A 19,757-nucleotide genomic window follows, 5' to 3' on the forward strand; every position below is an offset into this window, starting at 1 on the left:
CCTACGGCCGGCGCGCGCGGCGCCACGCTCCAGCGCTTTGACCATTCGCAAGAGATGAATTTCAACGACTTCACCCAACGCCTCGCCCAGGTCGACGCCCGCGGCCTCGGCATCGAACTGGTTGCGCTGGTGGCCTGCGTGGCCGCGGCCTGGGCCCTGTGCAAATGGTTCGGGCGCGACCAGCCCAAGGACTCCATCTGGTTCGGCGAACGCACCTTCGACGGCGTGCTGTTCCCGCTGCTGGCGCTGGTGCTCACCGAGGTGGCGCGGCGCGTGGTGATCGACTTCCAGACGGTGCTGGTGCTGCGCATCGCGGTGTCGGTGTTCTTGTCGCTGGCGGTCATCAGGCTCTTTGCGCGGGTGCTGCGCGCGGTGTTCCCGGCGTCCAACCTCGTGCGGCTGCTGGAGCGCACCATCTCGTGGCTGGCGTGGATCGCGGCGGTGCTGTGGATCGTCGGGCTGCTGCCGCCGGTGCTGGCCGAGCTGGATGACATCACGCTGGCTTTCGGCAAGACGCGCGTGAGCCTGCAGACCATTTTCCAGGGCGTGCTGTCGGCCGGCCTGGTGATGGTGATTGCGCTGTGGATCGCCAGCACCATCGAGAAGCGCATCCTGCGCGAGGCCGTCACCGACCTGTCGATGCGCAAGGTGGCGTCGAACGCGGTGCGTGCCTTCCTGCTGCTGGTGGGCCTGCTGTTCGCGCTGTCGGCCGTGGGCGTGGACCTGACGGCGTTGTCGGTGCTGGGCGGCGCGCTGGGCGTGGGCCTGGGCTTCGGGCTGCAGAAGCTGGCGGCCAACTACGTGAGCGGCTTTGTCATCCTGCTCGAGCGGTCGATCCGCATCGGCGACAACGTGAAGGTCGACACCTTCGAAGGCCGCATCACCGACATCAAGACGCGCTACACCCTCATTCGCGCGGGCAACGGGCGCGAGGCCATCGTGCCGAACGAATCGCTCATCACCAGCCGGGTGGAAAACCTGTCGCTGGCCGACCGCAAGTTCAACATCGCGACCACCGTGGTGGTCGGCTACGACAGCGACGTGGCGCAGGTGCAAGGCATCTTGTGCGAGGCCGCCAAGGCGCAGGCGCGCGTGATGAGCGACCCGGCGCCCGTGGCGTTCCTGATGAACTTCGCGCCCGACGGGCTGGAGTTCACGCTGAACTTCTGGGTGGCCGACCCCGACAAGGGCAAGGACAACCTGCGCTCGGCGATCAACATCGCCATCCTCGACGGGCTGCGCGGCGCGGGCATCGACATTCCGTACCCGCAGCGCGTGGTGCGGGTGGAGTCGCTGCCTGCGGGCGCGGTGCCGGTGGAAGCGTCTGTGCAGGCGCCGTCGGGCCAGTAGCCCACCAACAGCCCCGCGCAGCATTGCGGTGGCTGCAGGAGTGAATTGCCGCCCACGCGGATTCCCGAAGACCGCCCGCCGCCGCACATTCGACCCAGGTCACAACCCTGGAGCCGAAGCATGCTGCCATCTCCTTTCTACGACGAGTTTCCCGCCGACATCGGCGGCGACGAGGTGTGGCTGCGCGCCCAGTCCGCAGCCCATGAAGCTCACGCAGCCCCGGCAGCCCCGGCAGCGCCGAGCTGCTCGCTGCTGCGCCGTCTCGCGGACATGTGGTCGAACATCAGGGTGACGACGCCTGCGCCCGCGTGGGCAAGGCCACCCGCGTCCTGACGCCGCGCGCTACTGCAGGTCGGCGTCGTTGCGCAACGCATCGACCGCCATGTCGAGAAAGGCGCGCACCTTGTGCGTGGCGTGCCGGCCTTCGCGGTGCACCACGTGGATGGGCACCGCGGGCCGCTCGAAGTCCTCGAGCACCAGCGCCAGCGTTCCCTCTTTCACCGCCTGCGCGATCTGGTAGAGCGGCAGGCGCGTGATGCCCAGCCCCGCCGACGCGGCTTCGGCGGCGGCCTCGTTGGTCGTGGTCGCGAGCCGCGGCTGCAGGCGCACCAGCACGGGCCTGGCGCCGTCGCGAAAGCGCCATTCATTGGTCGGTGTGATGCCGGTGGCGGCAATCTGCACATGCTGCGTCAGCTCTTCGGGCCGCGCGGGCGTGCCGTGGCGCTCCAGGTACGCCGGCGAGGCGCACAGCACCTGGCGCACGCGGCCCACGCGCACCGCCTGCAGCGAGGAGTCGGGCAGCTCGCCGATGCGGATGGCCACGTCCACGCCTTCGTCCACGAGGTTCACCATGCGGTCCATGAACCAGCAGTTGATGTCCACCTTCGGGTATTGCATCAGGTAGGCACGCGCAATGGGCGCCACGTACATGCGCCCGAAGTTCACGGATGCGGTCACGGTGAGCTGGCCGCGCGGCACCGCATGCGCACCCGCCGCCGTGCTGTCGGCCTCTTCGACATCCGCCAGGATGCGGCGGCAGCGCTCGGCGTAGTGCGTGCCCGCCTCGGTGACGCGCACGAAGCGCGTGGTGCGCGTGAGCAGGCGCGCGCCCAGGTGCGCTTCGAGCTCGCCCACCGCGCGCGTGACCACCGAGGGCGACACGTTCAGCCGCCGCGCGGCCGAGGCGAACCCGCCGGTGTCGACCACCGTGACAAACACCGCCATGGCCTGGAGCCGATCCATCTTTGTGTGTGCCTCTTCGTGTGCCGGGGTCGCGGGGGTTTATTGACGTTTTTGCAAGGGTGACTTGCGACCGGCGGGGATTCTAGAGGCGCGCCTGAAAGCGGACCATCGGTGCTCGCTGCGTGGACCCCTCCGGCTCCACATGGTCCACCCCTCCAAAGGAATCACTCATGAAGCTCTACTACCACCCCCTGTCCGGCCACTCGCACCGAGTGCGCCTGTTTCTCGGCCTCATCGGCGCCGGGCACGACCTGGTCGAAGTCGACCTGAGCACCGGCGCGCACAAGAAGCCCGAATTCCTCGCGCTGAATGCCTTCGGCCAGGTGCCGGTGCTGGACGACGACGGAACCATCGTGACCGACTCGAACGCCATCCTGGTCTACCTGTCGAAGAAGCTCGGGCTGGGCGACTGGCTGCCCGAGACACCGGTCGCCGCCGCCGCGGTGCAGAAGTGGCTGAGCGTCGCCGCGGGGCAGGTCGCCTACGGGCCCGCCGCGGCGCGGCTCGTCACCGTGTTCGGCGCACCGTTCAGGCCTGAAGAAGTCATCACGCGCGCCCATGCGCTGCTCGCCGTGGTCGAAGCGGAACTCTCCAGCCGCGACTTCATCGCCGCCGCGTTGCCCACCGTCGCGGACGTTGCGCTTTACAGCTACATCGCCCGCGCGCCCGAGGGCAACGTCGACCTGCAGGCCTACCCGAAGGTGCGCGCGTGGCTCGCGCGCATCGAGGCGCTGCCTGGCTTCGTGGAGTTCCGCCGGACGCCGGTCGGCCTCGCTGGGTGAACGCCTGAAGGCCGCGGTTCCCTCGTTCCCTCGCCCCGCTTATCCCCGCTTGCGAAGCACAGCACCATGACCCCTTCGGCCAACGCCCCTTCCGATTCGCCGTGGCACGCGGGCGAACTCGCGATCCAGCAGAGCATCGGCGTGGTCCAGCACATGGACCGGCCCGGCCGGCTGTACGTGCGCAACTTCCTGCTCGACCAGCACCGCAGCTTCTATCCGCTGCTGCATTTCGTCGCGCTAGGGGCGGTCGATGCGCAGGGCGACGCGTGGGCGACGGTGCGCGCGGGCGAACCCGGCTTTCTGCAATCGCCCGACGCGGCCACGCTGAGCGTGGCCGCGCTGCGCGACGCGAGCGATCCGGCGGAAGCCGGCATGGAAGACGGCGACGCGATCGGCCTGCTCGGCGTGGACCTCATGACGCGCCGGCGCAACCGGCTGAACGGCCACATCCGCCGCACCGGCAGCCGTGCGTTCGACATCGACGTGACGCAGAGCTTCGGCAACTGCCCGCGCTACATACAGAACCGCAGCTTCAGCTTTGCGCGTGACGCCGCGCTGCCGTCGGCGCTGCCGGTGGTGCGCCTGGGCGCGCTCGATGCGCGCGCCCGCGACATGATCGCGCGCGCCGACACGTTCTACGTCGCCTCCTACATCGCGCGCGAAGACGGCACCCGGCAGGTCGACGTGTCGCACCGCGGCGGCAAGCCCGGCTTCGTGCGCGTGGGCGACGACGGCGTGCTCACCATTCCCGACTTCTCGGGCAACCTGTTCTTCATGACGCTGGGCAACATCCACGTCAACCCGAAGACGGGCCTGCTCTTCATCGATTCCGAAACCGGCGACATGCTGCAGATGACCGGCGACGCGCAGGTCGTGCTCGATTCGCCCGAGATCGCCGCCTTCGAAGGTGCCGAGCGCCTGTGGACCTTCACCGCGCGCCAGGTGGTGCACCGGCCAGAAGGCCTGCCGCTGCGCTGGCGCATGGAAGCAGGCGGTTGGTCGCCCAACCTGGAGATGACCGGCAGCTGGAAAGACGCCGCCGAGCGCCTGGCCGCCGCCGCGCTCGCGCAGCGCTGGCGGACGTTTCGCGTGGCGCGCGTGGTGGAAGAAAGCAGCACCGTGCGTTCGCTGTACCTCACGCCGACGGACGGCGTGGCCCTGATTCCCCCACTGGCGGGCCAGCACCTGCCGGTGCGCATGACGCTGGACGACGCGCAGGTGTTCAGCCGCACCTACACGCTGTCGATGGCGCCGTCGGACGGGCAATACCGCATCAGCGTGAAGAAAGAGGGCCGCGCCTCGCGCCACCTGCACGCGCTGAGCGAAGGCGACCTGCTCGAGGTGCGCGCGCCGGCCGGCGGCTTCACCGTGGACGCCGCCGAGAGAAGGCCGGCGGTGCTGCTCGCCGCGGGCATCGGCATCACGCCGCTGCTGGCCATGTTGCGCCACCTGGTGCACGAGGGAAAGCGCACCCGAACGCTCAGGCCTGCCTGGCTCTTTCATTCAGCGCGCACGCGCGAGGAGCGCCCCTTCGACGAAGAGATCGCGGCGCTGGTGGAGGCGGGCAAGGGCGGCGTGCGGTGGGTTCGCACGCTGAGCCAGCCCGGGGCCGCGGTGCAGGGGCGCGACTACGACAAGGAAGGCCGCATCGACATGGCGCTGCTGAAGGCGACGCTGCCCTTCGACGACCACGACTTCTACCTCTGCGGCCCTGCCGCGTTCATGCAGGCGACCTACGACGGACTGCGCGCGCTGAACGTGGCGGATGCGCGCATCCACGCGGAGACCTTCGGGCCGTCGTCCCTGCGCCGTTCTTCCGCAGGCGCGGAGGTGGCGGCGTTGCCGCCTGTGGCGACCGAGCCGGTGCGTGTCGTGTTCACGGAATCGGGCAAGGAAGGCCGCTGGAACCCGGGCGACGGGTCGCTGCTCGACGTGGCCGAGGCGCGCGGCCTGTCGCCGGCGTTCGGCTGCCGGGGTGGCAGCTGCGGCACCTGCAAGGCGCGGGTGCTCGAAGGCGAGGTGACCTACGCGGCGCAGCCGTCGTTTCCCGTGCAGGAGGGCGAGGCGCTGATCTGCTGCGCGGTGCCGTCGCAGGCGTCGAAGCAGGCCCTGCACCTGGCGATTTGACGCCCGGCACGCGATCAGGCCGCCAGGTCCAGTAGCGACGGGGTGGCACATACGCCAGGATGGTCCGCCAACGACACGAAGCAGCGCGTATCGCCTTGCAGCGCATCGATGGCACCCGTCTCGATGTCGTAGACCCAGCCATGCAGCGCGAGCCGGCCGGCTTGCAGCGCCGTCGCCACGCACGGGTGGGTGCGCAGGTTGGCGATCTGTGCGATCACGTTCTCGCGCACCGTGGCGTCGATGCGCTCGCGCGTCGTCGCATGGGCATGCAGGCGCGGCGCCGGCGCGGCATGGCGCAGCCAGTGGCCCACGGCGGGCATGTGCGCCAGGCACTGGCAGCCGGCCACGGCAGTCATGGCGCCGCAGTCGGAGTGGCCGCAAACCACGACATCCGAAACGCCCAATGCCGTGACGGCGTATTCCACCGTCGCCGCAACGCCATCGGCGCCCGCACCGTAGGGCGGCACGATGTTGCCCGCATTGCGGATCACGAAGAGCTCGCCAGGCTCGCGCTGCGTGAGCAGCTCGGGCACCACGCGGCTGTCGGAGCAGGCGATGAACAGCGTGCCCGGGTGCTGTCCGCCGGCCAGTTCGCGGAACAGCCCGGCGCGCGCGGGATAGGCGTCGCGCTGGAACCTGAGAACGCCTTCGATGATGTCGCGCATGGCCTGCTCCTGCATGGTGTGTGAGTCGATGGGGTGAGGATCGCGTGTTTCAGGCATAGCGTCCAAGACCAATTTCTGATCTGATCGATAGGCCATGCCAATACCTGTTTCCTGTCTTCCCGGTCCGTCATCTCGTCCGTCGCCATGCTCCTGAGGCACATCCGCTACTTTCTCGCCGTGGCCGAGCACGCGAACTTCACGCGCGCGGCGGAGGCGCTGCACGTGTCGCAGCCCACGCTGTCACAGCAGATCAGGCAGCTCGAAGACACGCTGGACGTGCAGCTGCTCGACCGCTCCGGCCGCGCGGTGCGGCTGACCGAAGCCGGCGAGGCCTACATGCAATACGCCCGGCTCGCGCTGCAGAACCTCGAGGCCGGCCGGCGCGCGCTGCACGACGTGCACGCGCTCACGCGTGGATCGCTGCGCCTGGCGATGGCGCCCACGTTCACCACCTACCTGATCGGGCCGCTGGTCGACGCGTTCAACGCGCGCTATCCGGCGATCACGCTGCGCATCGAGGAGATGCCGCAGGAGCGCATGGAGGTGCTGCTGAACGACGACGCGCTCGACCTCGGCATCGCGTTCGACGACGTGCGCTCGCCGGACATCGAGCGGCAGGTGATGTTCGAGGAGAGCCTGGCGCTGGTGGTCGGCGAGGCGCATCCGTTGGCGGGCCGTGCCGCGCCCCTGGCGAGCGCCGCCTTCGAAGCGCTTCAGCTGGTGCTGTTGAACGAGAGCTTCGCGACGCGCAGGCATGTAGACCGCTACTGGGCGGCGCACGGCATTTCGCCGCGCATTGCGGTGGAGACCAATTCGGTGGGCGCGGCGGTCGAGATCGTGCGGCGCGGGCGGCTCGCCACGCTCTTGCCAATGGCTGTCACGCAGGGGCACAGCGACCTGGTGCCGATCAAGCTCAGGCCCGCGATGCCGTCGCGCGCCATCGCCTTGCTGCAGCGCAGAGACGCCTACCGCAGCGCTGCGGCGCGGGCCTTTGCGGCCATGGCTTTGGAGGGCAGGTGGCATGGCTTGCCGAGCGGTCGGAAGAAGTAACAAAACGAGGCTCGGCGGCCGCTCGGAATGTCACAAGAAGGCCATTGAAAGCGCCATCGAAAAGGGCAAACGGTTCCACGCGTTCGATAGAGATTCTTGGTGCTGCACCCAAGTCCCGCCAGAGGGAAACGAGGATGTGCCAATATCTTTACCGCCGGGTCTCGCCGAGGCGGTTAACGCTGTTTTATAATCGTGAAAAAGCACGATCGTTCTTTTTATTGGCGCCAATTGCCGAGACGAAGAATGCAGAGGCTGCAAAGGTCGCGTCCTAGAATGACCGGTTGCCCTCAAAAGCCCCCTTTTTGCAATCCAATGGAGTCAAGTCAATGAAGGTTCTTGTACCTGTCAAACGGGTCGTCGACTACAACGTCAAAGTGCGCGTGAAGAGCGACGGCACCGGGGTGGACATTGCCAACGTGAAGATGAGCATGAACCCGTTCGACGAGATTGCGGTCGAAGAAGCGGTTCGCCTGAAGGAAAAGGGCGTGGTCACGGAAGTGATCGCGGTGTCCTGCGGGGACGCGAAGTGCCAGGAAACGCTGCGCACCGCGATGGCCATCGGCGCGGACCGCGGCATCCTGGTCGAGACCACCGAAGAGCTGCAGCCGCTGGCCGTCGCCAAGCTGCTGAAGGCGCTGGTCGACAAGGAACAGCCGTCGCTGATCATCCTCGGCAAGCAGGCCATCGATGACGACGCGAACCAGACTGGCCAGATGCTGGCTGCGCTGGCCGATTTGCCCCAAGCCACCTTCGCCTCGAAGGTCGACCTCGCAGCTGACAAGGTCACCGTGTCGCGCGAAGTCGACGGCGGCATGGAAACGCTGACCCTCACGCTGCCCGCGGTCATCACGACCGACCTGCGCCTGAACGAGCCGCGCTACGTGACGCTGCCGAACATCATGAAGGCCAAGAAGAAGCAGCTGGACACCTTCAAGCCCGAAGACCTGGGCGTGGACGTGAAGCCGCGCCTGAAAACGCTGAAGGTCGCGGAGCCACCGAAGCGCGGTGCCGGCATCAAGGTGCCCGACGTTGCAGCGCTGGTGGACAAACTGAAGAACGAAGCGAAGGTGATCTGAACATGACCGCACTAGTTATTGCCGAACACGACCACGCCAGCATCAAGCCGGCAACGCTCAACACCGTGACCGCTGCCATCGCTTGTGGCGGTGAAGTGCATGTTCTCGTCGCAGGCGCGAACGCTGCAGAAGCCGCCAAGGCAGCAGCACAGATCGCCGGCGTGACCAAGGTCATCGCAGCAGACAGCCCCAGCCTGGCAGAGAACCTCGCCGAGAACGTCGCAGCCCAGGTGCTGGCGATTGCAGCGAACTACAGCCACATCCTGTTCCCCTCGACCGCCAACGGTAAGAACGTGGCGCCCCGCGTTGCCGCCAAGCTCGACGTGGCCCAGATCAGCGACATCACCAAGGTAGACAGCCCGGATACGTTCGAGCGCCCGATCTACGCTGGTAACGCCATCGCCACCGTGCAAAGCAGCGATGCCACCAAGGTGATCACCGTTCGCACGACCGGCTTCGACGCAGCAGCAGCCACCGGTGGCAGCGCAGCAATCGAAACCGCTGAAGGCGTCGCAGACAGCGGCAAGAGCAGCTTCGTCGGCCGCGAAGTCACGAAGAGCGAACGCCCCGAACTGACCGCAGCCAAGATCATCGTCTCCGGTGGCCGTGCCCTGGGTAGCGCAGAGAAATTCACCGAAGTGATGGCGCCTCTCGCCGACAAGCTGAACGCGGGCCTGGGCGCCAGCCGCGCCGCAGTGGATGCAGGCTACGCCCCGAACGACTGGCAAGTCGGCCAGACCGGCAAGATCGTCGCGCCGCAGCTGTACATCGCAGCCGGCATTTCCGGCGCCATCCAGCATCTGGCCGGCATGAAGGACTCGAAGGTCATCGTCGCGATCAACAAGGACGAAGAAGCACCGATCTTCAGCGTGGCCGACTACGGCCTCGTCGCCGACCTGTTCGTGGCCGTGCCCGAACTGGTGAAAGCGCTCTGAGCGTCTAGCCGCAATGAGCCAGAGGGCATCGTTCGCGATGCCCTTTTCGTATCCGCTGTATCTGGAGACATGACATGAGCTACACCGCCCCCCTCAAGGACATGCTGTTCGACATCGAGCACCTGGCCAACATCGGCGAGATCGCCAAGCTGCCGGGCTTCGAAGACGCCGGCCTGGAAACCGCGCAGGCCGTGCTCGAGGAATGCGCGCGTTTCAACCAGGACGTGGTGGCGCCGCTGAACATCGAAGGCGACCGCAACCCCTCGTCCTTCAAGGACGGCGTGGTCACCACCACGCCGGGTTTCAAGGACGCCTTTGCGCAGTACGTGTCGGGCGGCTGGCAGGGCCTGCAGCATCCGGCGGACTTCGGCGGGCAGGGCCTGCCCAAGACCATCGGTGCGGCCTGCGGCGAGATGCTCAACTCGGCCAACATGAGCTTCGCGCTGTGCCCGCTGCTGAGCGACGGCGCCATCGAGGCGCTGCTCACGGCCGGCTCCGACGAACTGAAGGCGGTGTACCTCGAGAAACTCGTGAGCGGCCAATGGACCGGCACGATGAACCTCACCGAGCCGCAGGCCGGCAGCGACCTGGCGCTGGTGCGCACGCGCGCCGAGCCGCAACCCGATGGCACCTACAAGGTGTTCGGCACCAAGATCTTCATCACCTACGGTGAGCACGACATGGCCGAGAACATCGTGCACCTCGTGCTCGCCCGCGTGAGCGGCGCGCCCGAGGGCGTGAAGGGCATCAGCCTGTTCGTGGTGCCGAAGTTCATCGTCGGCCAGGACGGCGCGCTGGGCGAGCGCAACGATGTGCACTGCGTGAGCATCGAGCACAAGATGGGCATCAAGGCTTCGCCCACCGCCGTGCTGCAGTACGGCGACCACGGCGGTGCCGTCGGCTATCTCGTGGGCCAGGAGAACCGTGGCCTCGAGTACATGTTCATCATGATGAACTCCGCCCGCTACGCGGTGGGCATGCAGGGCATCGCGATTGCCGAGCGCGCCTACCAGCACGCCGTGGCCTACGCCAAAGACCGTGTGCAGAGCCGCCCGGTCGACGGTTCGATGAACGCCAGCGCGCCCATCATTCACCACCCCGACGTCAAGCGCATGCTGATGACCATGCGCGCCTACACCGAAGGCTGCCGCGCGATGGCCTCGGTGGCCGCCGCCGCCTACGACGCCGCGCACCACAGCGCCGACGCCGATGCGCGCAAGCAGAACCAGGCCTTCTACGAATTCATGGTTCCGCTGGTGAAGGGCTACAGCACCGAGATGAGCCTGGAGGTGGCCTCGCTGGGCGTGCAGGTGCACGGCGGCATGGGCTTCATCGAGGAGACGGGCGCGGCGCAGTACTACCGCGACGCCAAGATCCTGACGATCTACGAAGGCACCACCGCCATCCAGGCCAACGACCTCGTGGGCCGCAAGACCGCGCGCGACGGCGGCCAGACGGCCAAGGCCATCGCTGCGCAGATCGAGAAGACCGAGGCCGAACTGGCCAAGAGCGACCAGCCCGCGGCCGCCGCCGTGCTCAAGCGGTTGACCGCCGCGCGCCTGGCCTTCATCGATGTGGTCGACTTCGTCGCCGGCCAGACCAAGGCCTCGCCCAACGCCGTGTTCTCGGGCAGCGTGCCCTACCTGATGCTCGCGGGCAACCTGGTGGCCGGCTGGCAGCTGGCGCGCTCGCTGATCATTGCGCAGGACCTCGCCTCGCGCAGCTTCGACACCGATTTCATGCTGGCCAAGATCGCCACCGCGCGCTTCTATGCGGAGCACATCCTGAACAAGGTGCCGGGCATTCGCGACAGCATCGTCGAGGGCGCCGAGAGCGTCACGGCGCTGGCGCTCGACGCGTTCTGACACCGCGCGCCGCTGTCGCCCATCCGACGGGCGCCAGCGGCGCGCCGCTTTTTTCCCTCATATAAAACCGAACCCATTCCCGGAGACAACATGTCCAAGCTGCCCCCCGTACTGGCGAACCTGCCGCTGCCCATCATCGGCTCGCCGCTGTTCATCATCAGCACCCCCAAGCTCGTGATCGCGCAATGCAAGGCCGGCGTGGTCGGCTCGATGCCGGCGCTCAACGCGCGCCCCGCGGCGCAGCTGGAAGAGTGGCTCATCGAGATCACCGAGGAGCTGGCCGCGTACAACAAGGCCAACCCCGACAAGCCCGCCGCGCCCTTCGCCATCAACCAGATCGTGCACAAGAGCAACGACCGCCTCGACCACGACATGGAGATGGTCGTGAAGTACAAGGTGCCGATCGTCATCACCTCGCTGGGCGCGCGCACCGACGTGAACGACGCGGTGCACAGCTACGGCGGCGTCACGCTGCACGACATCATCAACAACAAGTTCGCGCAGAAGGCCGTCGAGAAGGGTGCCGACGGCATCGTTGCCGTGGCGGCCGGTGCCGGCGGCCACGCGGGCGTGAAGAGCCCGTTTGCGCTGATCCAGGAAATCCGCCAGTGGTTCGACGGCCCGGTGGCGCTGTCGGGCTCCATCGCCACCGGCGACGCGGTGCTCGCCGCGCAGGCCATGGGCGCCGACTTCGCATACATCGGCACCGCGTTCATCGCGACCGAGGAAGCTCGTGCGAGCGACGACTACAAGCAGGCCATCGTCGACGGCAATTCCGACGACATCGTGTACTCGAACCTGTTCACCGGCGTGCACGGCAACTACCTCGCGCCCAGCATCGTGGCCGCCGGCATGGACCCGACCAACCTGCCCGAAGGCGACCTGAAGACCATGAACTTCGCCACCGGCGACGGCAGCAAGGCCAAGGCCTGGAAAGACATATGGGGCTCGGGCCAGGGCATTGGCGCCGTCACCGAAGTGGCCAGCGCCGCCGCCTTCATCGAGAAGCTGAAGCGCGAATACCAGCAGGCAAGGCAACGGCTGGCGCTTTGACCGCCATCGCGAACGGCGCGGCACCCGCTGAACCTGCCGGCGCGCCGTCTTCATCGCTGGGGCGCATGCCGCTGCTCGACGCGGCCAAGGGCATCGCCTGCGCGGTGATCGTCGGGCACCACCTCTCGCGCTACGGCCCGATGCCGGCCGGCGCGTACACGCTCGCGCCCGACTTCTTCGCCTGGCTGTCCGACCAGGGCCGCCTCGCGGTGCAGGTGTTCCTGGTGATCGCCGGTTTTCTCGCGGCGGCCAGCCTCGCGCCCGACGGCACCCTGCGCGTGGAGCGGCCGGTGGCGCGCATTCTCCAGCGCTACGGCCGGCTGGTGATGCCGTACCTGGCCGCGCTCACGGTGTGCGTGCTGGTGGCCGCGGTGGTGCGGCCGTGGCTCGACGAAGAGGTGGTGCCCGCATCGCCTACCTTCGGGCAGCTGGTTGCGCACGGGCTGCTGCTGCAGGACCTGCTGGGCTACGAGTCGCTCTCGACCGGCGTCTGGTACGTGGCTATCGACTTCCAGCTGTTCGCGCTCGCACTGGCGCTGGTCGGCCTGCCGACCTTGCTGCAGCGCACGAGCGGCGCCGCGCCGGCGGCACTGCGCGCGCGCTGGATGCCGGTGGCATTGGTCATCGGCCTGGCCGTGGCCTCGCTGGCGCTCTTCAACCGCAACGCGGGGCTGGACGACACGGCCTTCTACTTCTTCGGCACCTACGGCCTCGGCATGCTGGTGTTCTGGATCGGCCGCGCCACGCGCTTCAGCACCTGGCAGAGCGCCATCGCGCTGCTGGGGCTGGTGGGTGCGGGCGCGCTGGCCATCGACTGGCGCAGCCGCATCGCGACCGCGCTGGTCACGGCCCTGCTGCTGGCCGTGGCGCAACGGCGGCACTGGCTGTCGCCGCCGCACTGGCCGGCCGCGGCGGTGCCGCTGCAACGGCTGGGGCGCATGTCGTACTCGCTGTTCCTCATCCACTTTCCGGTGCTGCTCGCCATGAACGCGGCGGTGGCCAATGCCGGGCCGCACGGCGCGTGGTTCGACGCGGCGGGGCTGGTGGCGACCTTCGCGCTGTCGATCGCGGCCGCCGCGCTGCTGTACCGCTGGGTGGAGGCGCGCCCGGCGTCGTGGCGCGGCGTGTTCACGCTTTTTGCTGCATTGCTGGTCAGCGGCGTAGTCGTTTCGCACTAATCGCCCGGCGTTCCTGCTCGCCACGCCCTGACGCCGTGGCTTGATTTTTCTCAATTGCTTGCTTTAGAGCCCCGGGACGCGCAGTCTCCGGGCTCATAAAGTCGCTGTTGTCTTCGGTATGATTGTGGAAATTTCAGTAATTACTGAAAATCCACGAAACCAAGGAATGACCAAGCCCACGCCATCACGATCGCCGTTGCAGGCCTTCGCGTCGCCCGACGTCGGCGGGGTGGTGCAGGGTGCTGCCGCGTTGTTCTGGCTGCCACAGGCCGCATTGCTGGCGATGGCGGTGCAAGGGTTGGCGTCGGGCAGGGGCTTTGCGGCGGTGCTGTGGCCGGCCGTTGCGATCCTGCTGCTGGGCTTGCTGCGCGCGGGCTGCGAGGCCTGGGGCTCGCGCCGCACCTTCGGGCGGGCGAGGGCGCAGCTCTCGGCGTTGCGCGCGCAGACGGCGGCAGCATTGGCCGCAGGGTCCCCATTGGACCGCAGCCGCGCCCCTTCCGGCCTGGCCGCCAGCGTGCTCGCCGAGCAGGCCGAGGCGCTGGTGCCGTACCTCGTGCGCTACCAGCCGGCACGCTGGCGCGCGACGGTGGTGCCTCTGTTCATCCTGTGTGCCGTGGCCGCGCTCTCTTGGGTGGCCGCGCTGGTGCTGCTGTTCGCGGCGCCGCTCATTCCCGTGTTCATGGCCATCGTCGGCTGGCGCGCCAAGGCCGCGAGCGAAGCGCAGATGGTCGAACTTGGCGGCATGAACGCCTTTCTGCTCGACCGCCTGCGCGGCCTGGCGACGCTGCGCGCGCTCGGCGCGGTCGACGCCACGGCCCAGCGCCTGGGCGATGCCGCGCAGTCGCTTCGCCGGCGGACCATGGCGGTGCTGCGCATCGCATTCCTGTCGTCGGCCGTGCTGGAACTGTTCTCTGCCCTGGGCGTTGCGATGGTGGCGGCTTACGTCGGTTTCCATCTGCTGGGCACGCTCGGCTTCGGCACCTGGGGCCGGCAACTGAGCCTGGGCGAAGGGCTCTTCGTGCTGCTGCTGGCGCCGGCCTTCTTCGAGCCGCTGCGCGAGCTGTCGGCCGTGTGGCACGACCGCGCGGCGGGCGAGGCGGCGTGGGAGTCGCTCGACCGGTTGCAGCGCAACGCCTTGCCGCTGCCCGGCGCGAGCGCCTCGCTGACGCGCGCCGCTGCAGGCGACAAGCACGCCGCACCCGCGCTGGTCATCCACAACCTGCACTTCTCCTGGCCCGGCGAAGCGCAAGAAGCGCAAGCAGTGTTCGAAGGCTTCGAACTCCGCATCGCCGCCGGCGAGCATGTCGCGTTGACGGGCCCCAGCGGCGCCGGCAAGACCGCGCTGCTCGCGCTCATCGCAGGCCTGGTCCCCGCCAGCCGCGGCGAGATCTCGATCGGCGGCGTGACCCTCACCGACCACACCGTATCCGCGCTGCGCCAGCGCATGGCGTGGATGGGGCAGTCGCCGCATGTCTTCGCCGGCTCCGTCGAGGCCAACGTCACCTTGGGGCGCGCAGGCGTCGATACCCCGCAGGTCAGCGCCGCCATGCGCTTCGCCTCGCTCGAAGAGGTGGCGCAGGCGCATCCGGGCGTGGCGCTGGGCGAGGGCGGCCATGGCCTGTCGGGCGGCGAGGCCGTGCGCCTCGCGCTGGCCCGCATCGCCGTGCACCCGCACGCCGATCTCCTGCTGGTCGACGAGCCGACAGCGCACCTCGACACCGAGACCGCAGAGCGCGTGGCCGACGCGCTGGTCGCGCTCGCGCGCGGCAAGACGCTCATCGTCGCCACCCACGACCCGGTGCTCGCCACTCGCATGCACCGCACGGTCAGCCTCGGCGATGACGCGATGGAGCAGGCTGCATGAAGGCCGCCCAAGCCTCGACAAACTGGCGTGACAACTGGCGCGACCTGCGCCTGGTGCTGCGCCCCTTTCTCGCCGCGCAGCCGCGCCCGCTGCTGCTGGGCTGCCTGCTCGCAGCCCTTACCGTGCTCACCGGAATGGCGCTGCTCGGCCTCTCGGGCTGGTTCATCACCGCGACCGCGCTGGCCGGCCTGCATGCAGCCACCGCCTTCACCTTCGACGTGTTCATGCCCTCGGCGGGCATTCGGTTGCTGGCGCTCGGCCGCACGGCGTCGCGCTACGGCGAGCGGCTGGTGACGCACGACGCGACCTTCGCCGTGCTTGCCGCGCTGCGCGTGCGTCTGTTCCGCGGCTGGGCAAGGCCCGGGGCTGCTCGCGCGTTGCTGATGCAGCCCGCCCGGCTGTTGTTCCGCCTGACCTCGGACATCGACGCGCTCGAGTCGCTCTACCTTCAGCTGTTCGTGCCGGCCGCCGCCGCGCTGGGCGCCGCGCTGCTGGCGGGCGTGGTGCTCGGCTTCATGCATGTCGGCATGGGCGTGGCGCTGGCGCTCTGGCTGGTGGTCGTCGGCTGGGGCATCGCGTGGATCGTCGCAAGCCGCGCGCGCCGCCCCGCCGTGCAGCGCGCGCGCGCCATCGAAGCATTGCGCGCACGCACCGTCGACCTTGTGGCGGGCCAGACCGACCTGGTGATGGCGGGCCGCATCGATGCACAGCGCGCGGCACTGATGAACGCCGATGCGCAACTCGCCAAGGCCGACCTCGCATTGAACAAGCTCGAGGCCGCGGCCGGCTTCGCCTACGGCAGCGCGGGCACGTTGACACTCGTTGGCGTTCTGCTCGCCGTCGGCGCGCTGGTCGGCGAGGGCCTGATCGGCGTGCCGGCCGCCGCGCTGGCGCTGCTGGTGGCGCTCACGGCCACCGAACCTTTCGCGGCCTTGCGCCGCGGCGCGCTCGACGCGGGCCGCACCTGGCTCGCGGTTCGTCGCCTTGCGCCGCGCATGGCAGATGAAGAAGTGCAAGTCGAACCGCGCAACGAAGCCGCTGCCGCATTGCGGCTGGAGCACGTGAGCTTCGCGCACGCCGGCAGCGCGACGCCGGTGCTGCGCGACATCTCGCTGACGCTGGGCCTCGGCGAGCGCGTGGCGTTGATCGGCGCGAGCGGTGCGGGCAAGTCGACCTTGCTCGCCGCCATTGCTGGCGAGATCGCGCCGCAGCACGGCCTTGCGACTGCGCAGCCCGCCTGCCTGCTGACGCAACGCACCGAACTCTTCCAGGACAGCCTGCGCGACAACCTGCGACTCGCCAACCCCGCCGCCACCGACGACCAGCTGTACGCCGCGCTGCAAGCTGCAGGTCTGGAAGCCGATGTGCGCGCCATGGCCGCGGGCCTGGACACACGGTTGGGCGAAGGCGGCCTCGGCCTCTCGGGCGGCCAATCGCGCCGCCTCGCGCTGGCCCGCCTGCTGCTGCGCCCCGTGCCGCTGTGGCTGCTCGACGAACCCACCGAGGCGCTCGACGCGGGCGTCGCGCACGACGTGCTGCAGCGCCTTGCGCGGCACGCCGGTGCGCGCACGGTGCTCATCGCCACGCACCTGCGCCGCGAGGCCGCGCTGGCCGACCGCCTGCTGTGCATGCGCCAAGGCCGCATCGTGGCCGACCTGCGCCGGGGCAGCGACGCCTTCGACACCGCATGGCGCAGCCTGCGCCCCGACTGATTTCAGAGAACAAGAAAACAGGGAACACCAAAGGAAGAACCCCATGGACCTCGACATCGTTGCGCTATCGCGCCTGCAGTTCGCCGTGACGGCGCTGTACCACTTCCTGTTCGTGCCGCTCACGCTCGGGCTCTCGATCATCCTCGCCATCATGGAGACGGTCTACGTGATGACCGGGCGCGTGATCTGGCGCGACATGACCAAGTTCTGGGGCGTGCTGTTCGGCATCAACTTCGCCATGGGCGTGGCCACCGGCATCGTGATGGAGTTCCAGTTCGGCATGAACTGGAGCTACTACAGCCACTACGTCGGCGACATCTTCGGCGCGCCGCTGGCCATCGAAGGGCTCATGGCCTTCTTCATGGAAGCCACCTTCGTGGGCCTGTTCTTCTTCGGCTGGGACAAGCTCTCCAAGGTGGGCCACCTGACGGCGACGTGGGCGGTGGCCATCGGCTCGAACTTCTCGGCGCTGTGGATCCTCATTGCCAACGGCTGGATGCAGAACCCCGTGGGCGCGGCCTTCAACCCGCAGACCATGCGCATGGAAGTGACCGACTTCTTCGCGGTGCTCACCAACCCGGTGGCGCAGGCCAAGTTCGTGCACACCGTGTCGGCCGGCTATGTGTGCGCCGCCGTGTTCGTGCTGGGTGTGTCGGCCTGGTACGTGCTCAAGGGCCGTCACCTGGAGCTGGCCAAGCGCTCGATGACAGTGGCGGCCTCGTTCGGCCTGGCCGCCGCGCTGTCGGTGGCGGTGCTCGGCGACGAGAGCGGCTACCTCTCGGGCGAACACCAGAAGATGAAGCTCGCCGCCATCGAGGCCATGTGGGAGACGCAGCCCGCACCCGCGGCCTTCACCGTCATCGGCTTTCCCGACCAGGAGGCGCGCGAGACGCACTACGCCATTCACATTCCCGGCGTGATGGGCCTCATCGGCACGCGCTCGCTGGACACGGTGATGCCCGGCATCGACGAGCTCGTGAAGCGCGCCGAAGCCCGCATTCGAGAGGGCCTGAAGGCCTACGACGCGCTGCAGAAGATCCGCGAGGCCGGTGGCACCGGCAAGGTGACGCAGGGCGTGCGCGGCGACTTCGAGGACAACGGCATCAACATGGGCTACGCGCTGCTGCTCAAGCGCTACGTGGACGACCCGCGCACCGCCACCGACGAGCAGATCACCAAGGCCGCATGGGACACCGTGCCGCAGGTGGCGCCACTGTTCTGGCTGTTCCGCGTGATGGTGGGCATCGGCATGCTGCTGATCTTGCTGACGGGCACCTTCTTCGTGCTGTCGGCGCGCCGCAAGCTCGACAGCTACCGCTGGCTGCTGAAGCTCGCTGTGTTCGCGATTCCGCTGCCTTGGATCGCCATCGAGTCCGGCTGGCTGGTGGCCGAGTTCGGCCGCCAGCCCTGGGTGATCGAAGGCGTGCTGCCCACCGCGGTGGCCGTGTCGAACCTGGGCGTGAAGACGCTGCTGCTCACGCTCGCGGGCTTCATCGCCATCTACACCGTGCTGCTCGTCATCGAGATGAAGCTGATGCTCAAGGCCATTCGCAAGGGCCCGCAGGCCGAGCACTCGCCCGACGAGGGCGACACGCTGTCGCACGTTCCGCCGGCCCACGCAGGTACAGGTGCAGGCACAGGTGCAGGCACAGGTGCCAGCACCGCCTCGGCCGCCGCCCTTTCTTCCACCGGGAGCGCCGCATGATTCTCCACACACTCCTCGACTACGACACCCTGCGCTTCATCTGGTGGCTGCTCATCGGCGTGCTGCTGGTGGGCTTCGCCGTGACCGACGGCTTCGACCTGGGCAGCGGCATGCTGCTGCCCTTCGCGGCGCGCGACGACATCGAGCGGCGTGTTGTCATCAACAGCGTGGGGCCGGTGTGGGAGGGCAACCAGGTCTGGCTGATCCTCGGGGGCGGCGCCATCTTCGCGGCGTGGCCGCAGCTGTACGCCGTGTCGTTCTCGGGCTTCTACCTGGCGATGTTCGTGATTCTCACGGCGCTCATCCTGCGGCCCGTGGCCTTCAAGTTCCGCAGCAAGCGCGAGTCCGCGCAGTGGCGCGCGCGCTGGGACTGGGTGCTGTTCTTCAGCGGCTTCGTGCCCGCGCTGATCTGCGGCGTGGCCGTGGGCAACGTGCTGCAGGGCGTGCCGTTTCGCTTCAACGCCGACATGCACATCTTCTACGACGGCGGCTTCTTCGGCCTGCTGAACCCCTTCGCCATCCTGTGCGGGCTGGTGTCGGTCGCCATGCTCGTCATGCACGGCGCGGCCTGGCTGCTGCTGAAGACGCAGGGCGCGGTGGCCGAGCGCGCGCGCACCTACGGCATGGTCGCGGCGGTGCTCACCATCGCGCTCTATGCGCTGGCCGGCGTGCTGCTGGCCTCGAGCATCGGCGGCTACCGCATCAGCAGCGTGGTCGACACGGTGGGGCCGTCGAACCCGATGCTGAAGACCGTCGAGCTGCACGCCGGCGCATGGACCGCCAACTACGCCGCCCACCCCTGGACGCTGGCCGCGCCCGCGCTCGGCTTCGTCGGTGCGCTGGGTGCGTTGCTGGGCCTGATGCTGCGCCGCCCGGTGCTGGCGCTGCTGACCGCGGCGCTGGGCATCGCCGGCATCATCCTGAGCGTGGGCGCATCGATGTTCCCGTTCATCCTGCCGTCGTCGATCGACCCGCGCGCCAGCCTCACGGTGTGGGACTCGTCGTCGAGCCACCTCACGCTGTTCATCATGCTGGTGGTCACGGCGTTCTTCATTCCCATCATCGTGGCCTACACCAGCTGGGTCTACCACGTGCTGTGGGGCAAGGTCGACGAACAGGCGATCCGCGACGAGAGCGGACACGCCTACTGAAC

General features: G+C 68.5%; 16 protein-coding genes. 14 read left to right on the forward strand and 2 right to left on the reverse strand.

Features of this window, described 5'->3' with window-relative positions; all coding sequences use genetic code 11:
* The first annotated feature begins 54 nt into the window (after nt 1-54).
* Nucleotides 55-1,350, forward strand: coding sequence for a mechanosensitive ion channel family protein (locus AB6807_RS18950; protein WP_371085750.1), 1,296 nt, complete (start codon nt 55-57; stop codon nt 1,348-1,350).
* 120 nt (nt 1,351-1,470) lie between these two features.
* The gene (locus tag AB6807_RS18955) at nt 1,471-1,683 is read left to right on the forward strand and encodes a hypothetical protein (RefSeq protein WP_371085751.1); all 213 of its coding nucleotides are present in this window, start codon (nt 1,471-1,473) and stop codon (nt 1,681-1,683) included.
* 9 nt (nt 1,684-1,692) lie between these two features.
* On the opposite strand, the gene AB6807_RS18960 is transcribed toward AB6807_RS18955, so the two are convergent.
* A complete protein-coding gene (locus tag AB6807_RS18960; protein WP_116909807.1) occupies nt 1,693-2,592 on the reverse strand; it encodes a LysR family transcriptional regulator in 900 nt (299 codons plus the stop codon).
* A gap of 170 nt (nt 2,593-2,762) precedes the next feature.
* Between AB6807_RS18960 and AB6807_RS18965 the strand changes: the two genes are divergently transcribed.
* Nucleotides 2,763-3,374, forward strand: a complete 612-nt coding sequence (locus AB6807_RS18965; RefSeq protein WP_371085752.1) for a glutathione S-transferase family protein — start codon at nt 2,763-2,765, stop codon at nt 3,372-3,374.
* A 66-nt stretch (nt 3,375-3,440) separates the two neighbouring features.
* Nucleotides 3,441-5,501: a pyridoxamine 5'-phosphate oxidase family protein gene (locus AB6807_RS18970; protein WP_371085753.1), complete on the forward strand. Its 2,061-nt coding sequence runs from the start codon at nt 3,441-3,443 to the stop codon at nt 5,499-5,501.
* Between the two features lie 14 nt (nt 5,502-5,515).
* Here AB6807_RS18970 and AB6807_RS18975 read toward each other — a convergent pair whose 3' ends face one another.
* Nucleotides 5,516-6,166, reverse strand: coding sequence for a carbonic anhydrase (locus tag AB6807_RS18975; protein ID WP_371085754.1), 651 nt, complete (start codon nt 6,164-6,166; stop codon nt 5,516-5,518).
* Nucleotides 6,167-6,310: 144 nt separating this feature from the next.
* On the opposite strand from AB6807_RS18975, the gene cynR reads away from it, so the two are divergent.
* From cynR to cydB, 10 genes are all read left to right on the forward strand, one after another.
* Nucleotides 6,311-7,216, forward strand: a complete 906-nt coding sequence (gene cynR, locus AB6807_RS18980; protein WP_371085755.1) for a transcriptional regulator CynR — start codon at nt 6,311-6,313, stop codon at nt 7,214-7,216.
* A 326-nt stretch (nt 7,217-7,542) separates the two neighbouring features.
* Entirely contained in the window at nt 7,543-8,292 is a 750-nt protein-coding gene (locus AB6807_RS18985) for an electron transfer flavoprotein subunit beta/FixA family protein (protein WP_371085756.1), read from the forward strand.
* 2 nt (nt 8,293-8,294) lie between these two features.
* Nucleotides 8,295-9,227: an electron transfer flavoprotein subunit alpha/FixB family protein gene (locus AB6807_RS18990; protein WP_371085757.1), complete on the forward strand. Its 933-nt coding sequence runs from the start codon at nt 8,295-8,297 to the stop codon at nt 9,225-9,227.
* A 74-nt stretch (nt 9,228-9,301) separates the two neighbouring features.
* On the forward strand, nt 9,302-11,092 hold the full coding sequence (locus tag AB6807_RS18995; RefSeq protein ID WP_371085758.1) for an acyl-CoA dehydrogenase: 1,791 nt from the start codon (nt 9,302-9,304) through the stop codon (nt 11,090-11,092).
* A gap of 90 nt (nt 11,093-11,182) precedes the next feature.
* Complete coding sequence (locus tag AB6807_RS19000; RefSeq protein ID WP_286514569.1) at nt 11,183-12,145, forward strand: nitronate monooxygenase family protein; 963 nt, start codon at nt 11,183-11,185, stop codon at nt 12,143-12,145.
* 65 nt (nt 12,146-12,210) lie between these two features.
* On the forward strand, nt 12,211-13,323 hold the full coding sequence (locus AB6807_RS19005; protein ID WP_116909799.1) for an acyltransferase: 1,113 nt from the start codon (nt 12,211-12,213) through the stop codon (nt 13,321-13,323).
* A gap of 166 nt (nt 13,324-13,489) precedes the next feature.
* Complete coding sequence (cydD, locus tag AB6807_RS19010) at nt 13,490-15,187, forward strand: thiol reductant ABC exporter subunit CydD (protein ID WP_371085760.1); 1,698 nt, start codon at nt 13,490-13,492, stop codon at nt 15,185-15,187.
* A complete protein-coding gene (locus tag AB6807_RS19015) occupies nt 15,184-16,899 on the forward strand; it encodes an amino acid ABC transporter ATP-binding/permease protein (RefSeq protein WP_371085761.1) in 1,716 nt (571 codons plus the stop codon). The genes cydD and AB6807_RS19015 overlap by 4 nt, the downstream gene beginning before the upstream one ends.
* Before the next feature lie 43 nt (nt 16,900-16,942).
* A complete protein-coding gene (locus AB6807_RS19020) occupies nt 16,943-18,604 on the forward strand; it encodes a cytochrome ubiquinol oxidase subunit I (RefSeq protein WP_116909796.1) in 1,662 nt (553 codons plus the stop codon).
* A complete protein-coding gene (gene cydB / locus AB6807_RS19025; RefSeq protein WP_371085762.1) occupies nt 18,601-19,755 on the forward strand; it encodes a cytochrome d ubiquinol oxidase subunit II in 1,155 nt (384 codons plus the stop codon). The genes AB6807_RS19020 and cydB overlap by 4 nt, the downstream gene beginning before the upstream one ends.
* Nucleotides 19,756-19,757 lie beyond the last annotated feature (2 nt).

Origin of the sequence: Variovorax sp. RCC_210, from assembly GCF_041355175.1 — a bacterium.
Lineage (GTDB): Bacteria > Pseudomonadota > Gammaproteobacteria > Burkholderiales > Burkholderiaceae_C > Variovorax.

Coding starts and splice junctions, on each gene's coding strand:
- AB6807_RS18950 (WP_371085750.1), top strand. CDS start 55: ATGAATTTCAACGACTTCACCCAACGCCTCGCCCAGGTCGACGCCCGC.
- AB6807_RS18955 (WP_371085751.1), top strand. CDS start 1,471: ATGCTGCCATCTCCTTTCTACGACGAGTTTCCCGCCGACATCGGCGGC.
- AB6807_RS18960 (WP_116909807.1), bottom strand. CDS start 2,592: ATGGATCGGCTCCAGGCCATGGCGGTGTTTGTCACGGTGGTCGACACC.
- AB6807_RS18965 (WP_371085752.1), top strand. CDS start 2,763: ATGAAGCTCTACTACCACCCCCTGTCCGGCCACTCGCACCGAGTGCGC.
- AB6807_RS18970 (WP_371085753.1), top strand. CDS start 3,441: ATGACCCCTTCGGCCAACGCCCCTTCCGATTCGCCGTGGCACGCGGGC.
- AB6807_RS18975 (WP_371085754.1), bottom strand. CDS start 6,166: ATGCGCGACATCATCGAAGGCGTTCTCAGGTTCCAGCGCGACGCCTAT.
- cynR (WP_371085755.1), top strand. CDS start 6,311: ATGCTCCTGAGGCACATCCGCTACTTTCTCGCCGTGGCCGAGCACGCG.
- AB6807_RS18985 (WP_371085756.1), top strand. CDS start 7,543: ATGAAGGTTCTTGTACCTGTCAAACGGGTCGTCGACTACAACGTCAAA.
- AB6807_RS18990 (WP_371085757.1), top strand. CDS start 8,295: ATGACCGCACTAGTTATTGCCGAACACGACCACGCCAGCATCAAGCCG.
- AB6807_RS18995 (WP_371085758.1), top strand. CDS start 9,302: ATGAGCTACACCGCCCCCCTCAAGGACATGCTGTTCGACATCGAGCAC.
- AB6807_RS19000 (WP_286514569.1), top strand. CDS start 11,183: ATGTCCAAGCTGCCCCCCGTACTGGCGAACCTGCCGCTGCCCATCATC.
- AB6807_RS19005 (WP_116909799.1), top strand. CDS start 12,211: ATGCCGCTGCTCGACGCGGCCAAGGGCATCGCCTGCGCGGTGATCGTC.
- cydD (WP_371085760.1), top strand. CDS start 13,490: ATGACCAAGCCCACGCCATCACGATCGCCGTTGCAGGCCTTCGCGTCG.
- AB6807_RS19015 (WP_371085761.1), top strand. CDS start 15,184: ATGAAGGCCGCCCAAGCCTCGACAAACTGGCGTGACAACTGGCGCGAC.
- AB6807_RS19020 (WP_116909796.1), top strand. CDS start 16,943: ATGGACCTCGACATCGTTGCGCTATCGCGCCTGCAGTTCGCCGTGACG.
- cydB (WP_371085762.1), top strand. CDS start 18,601: ATGATTCTCCACACACTCCTCGACTACGACACCCTGCGCTTCATCTGG.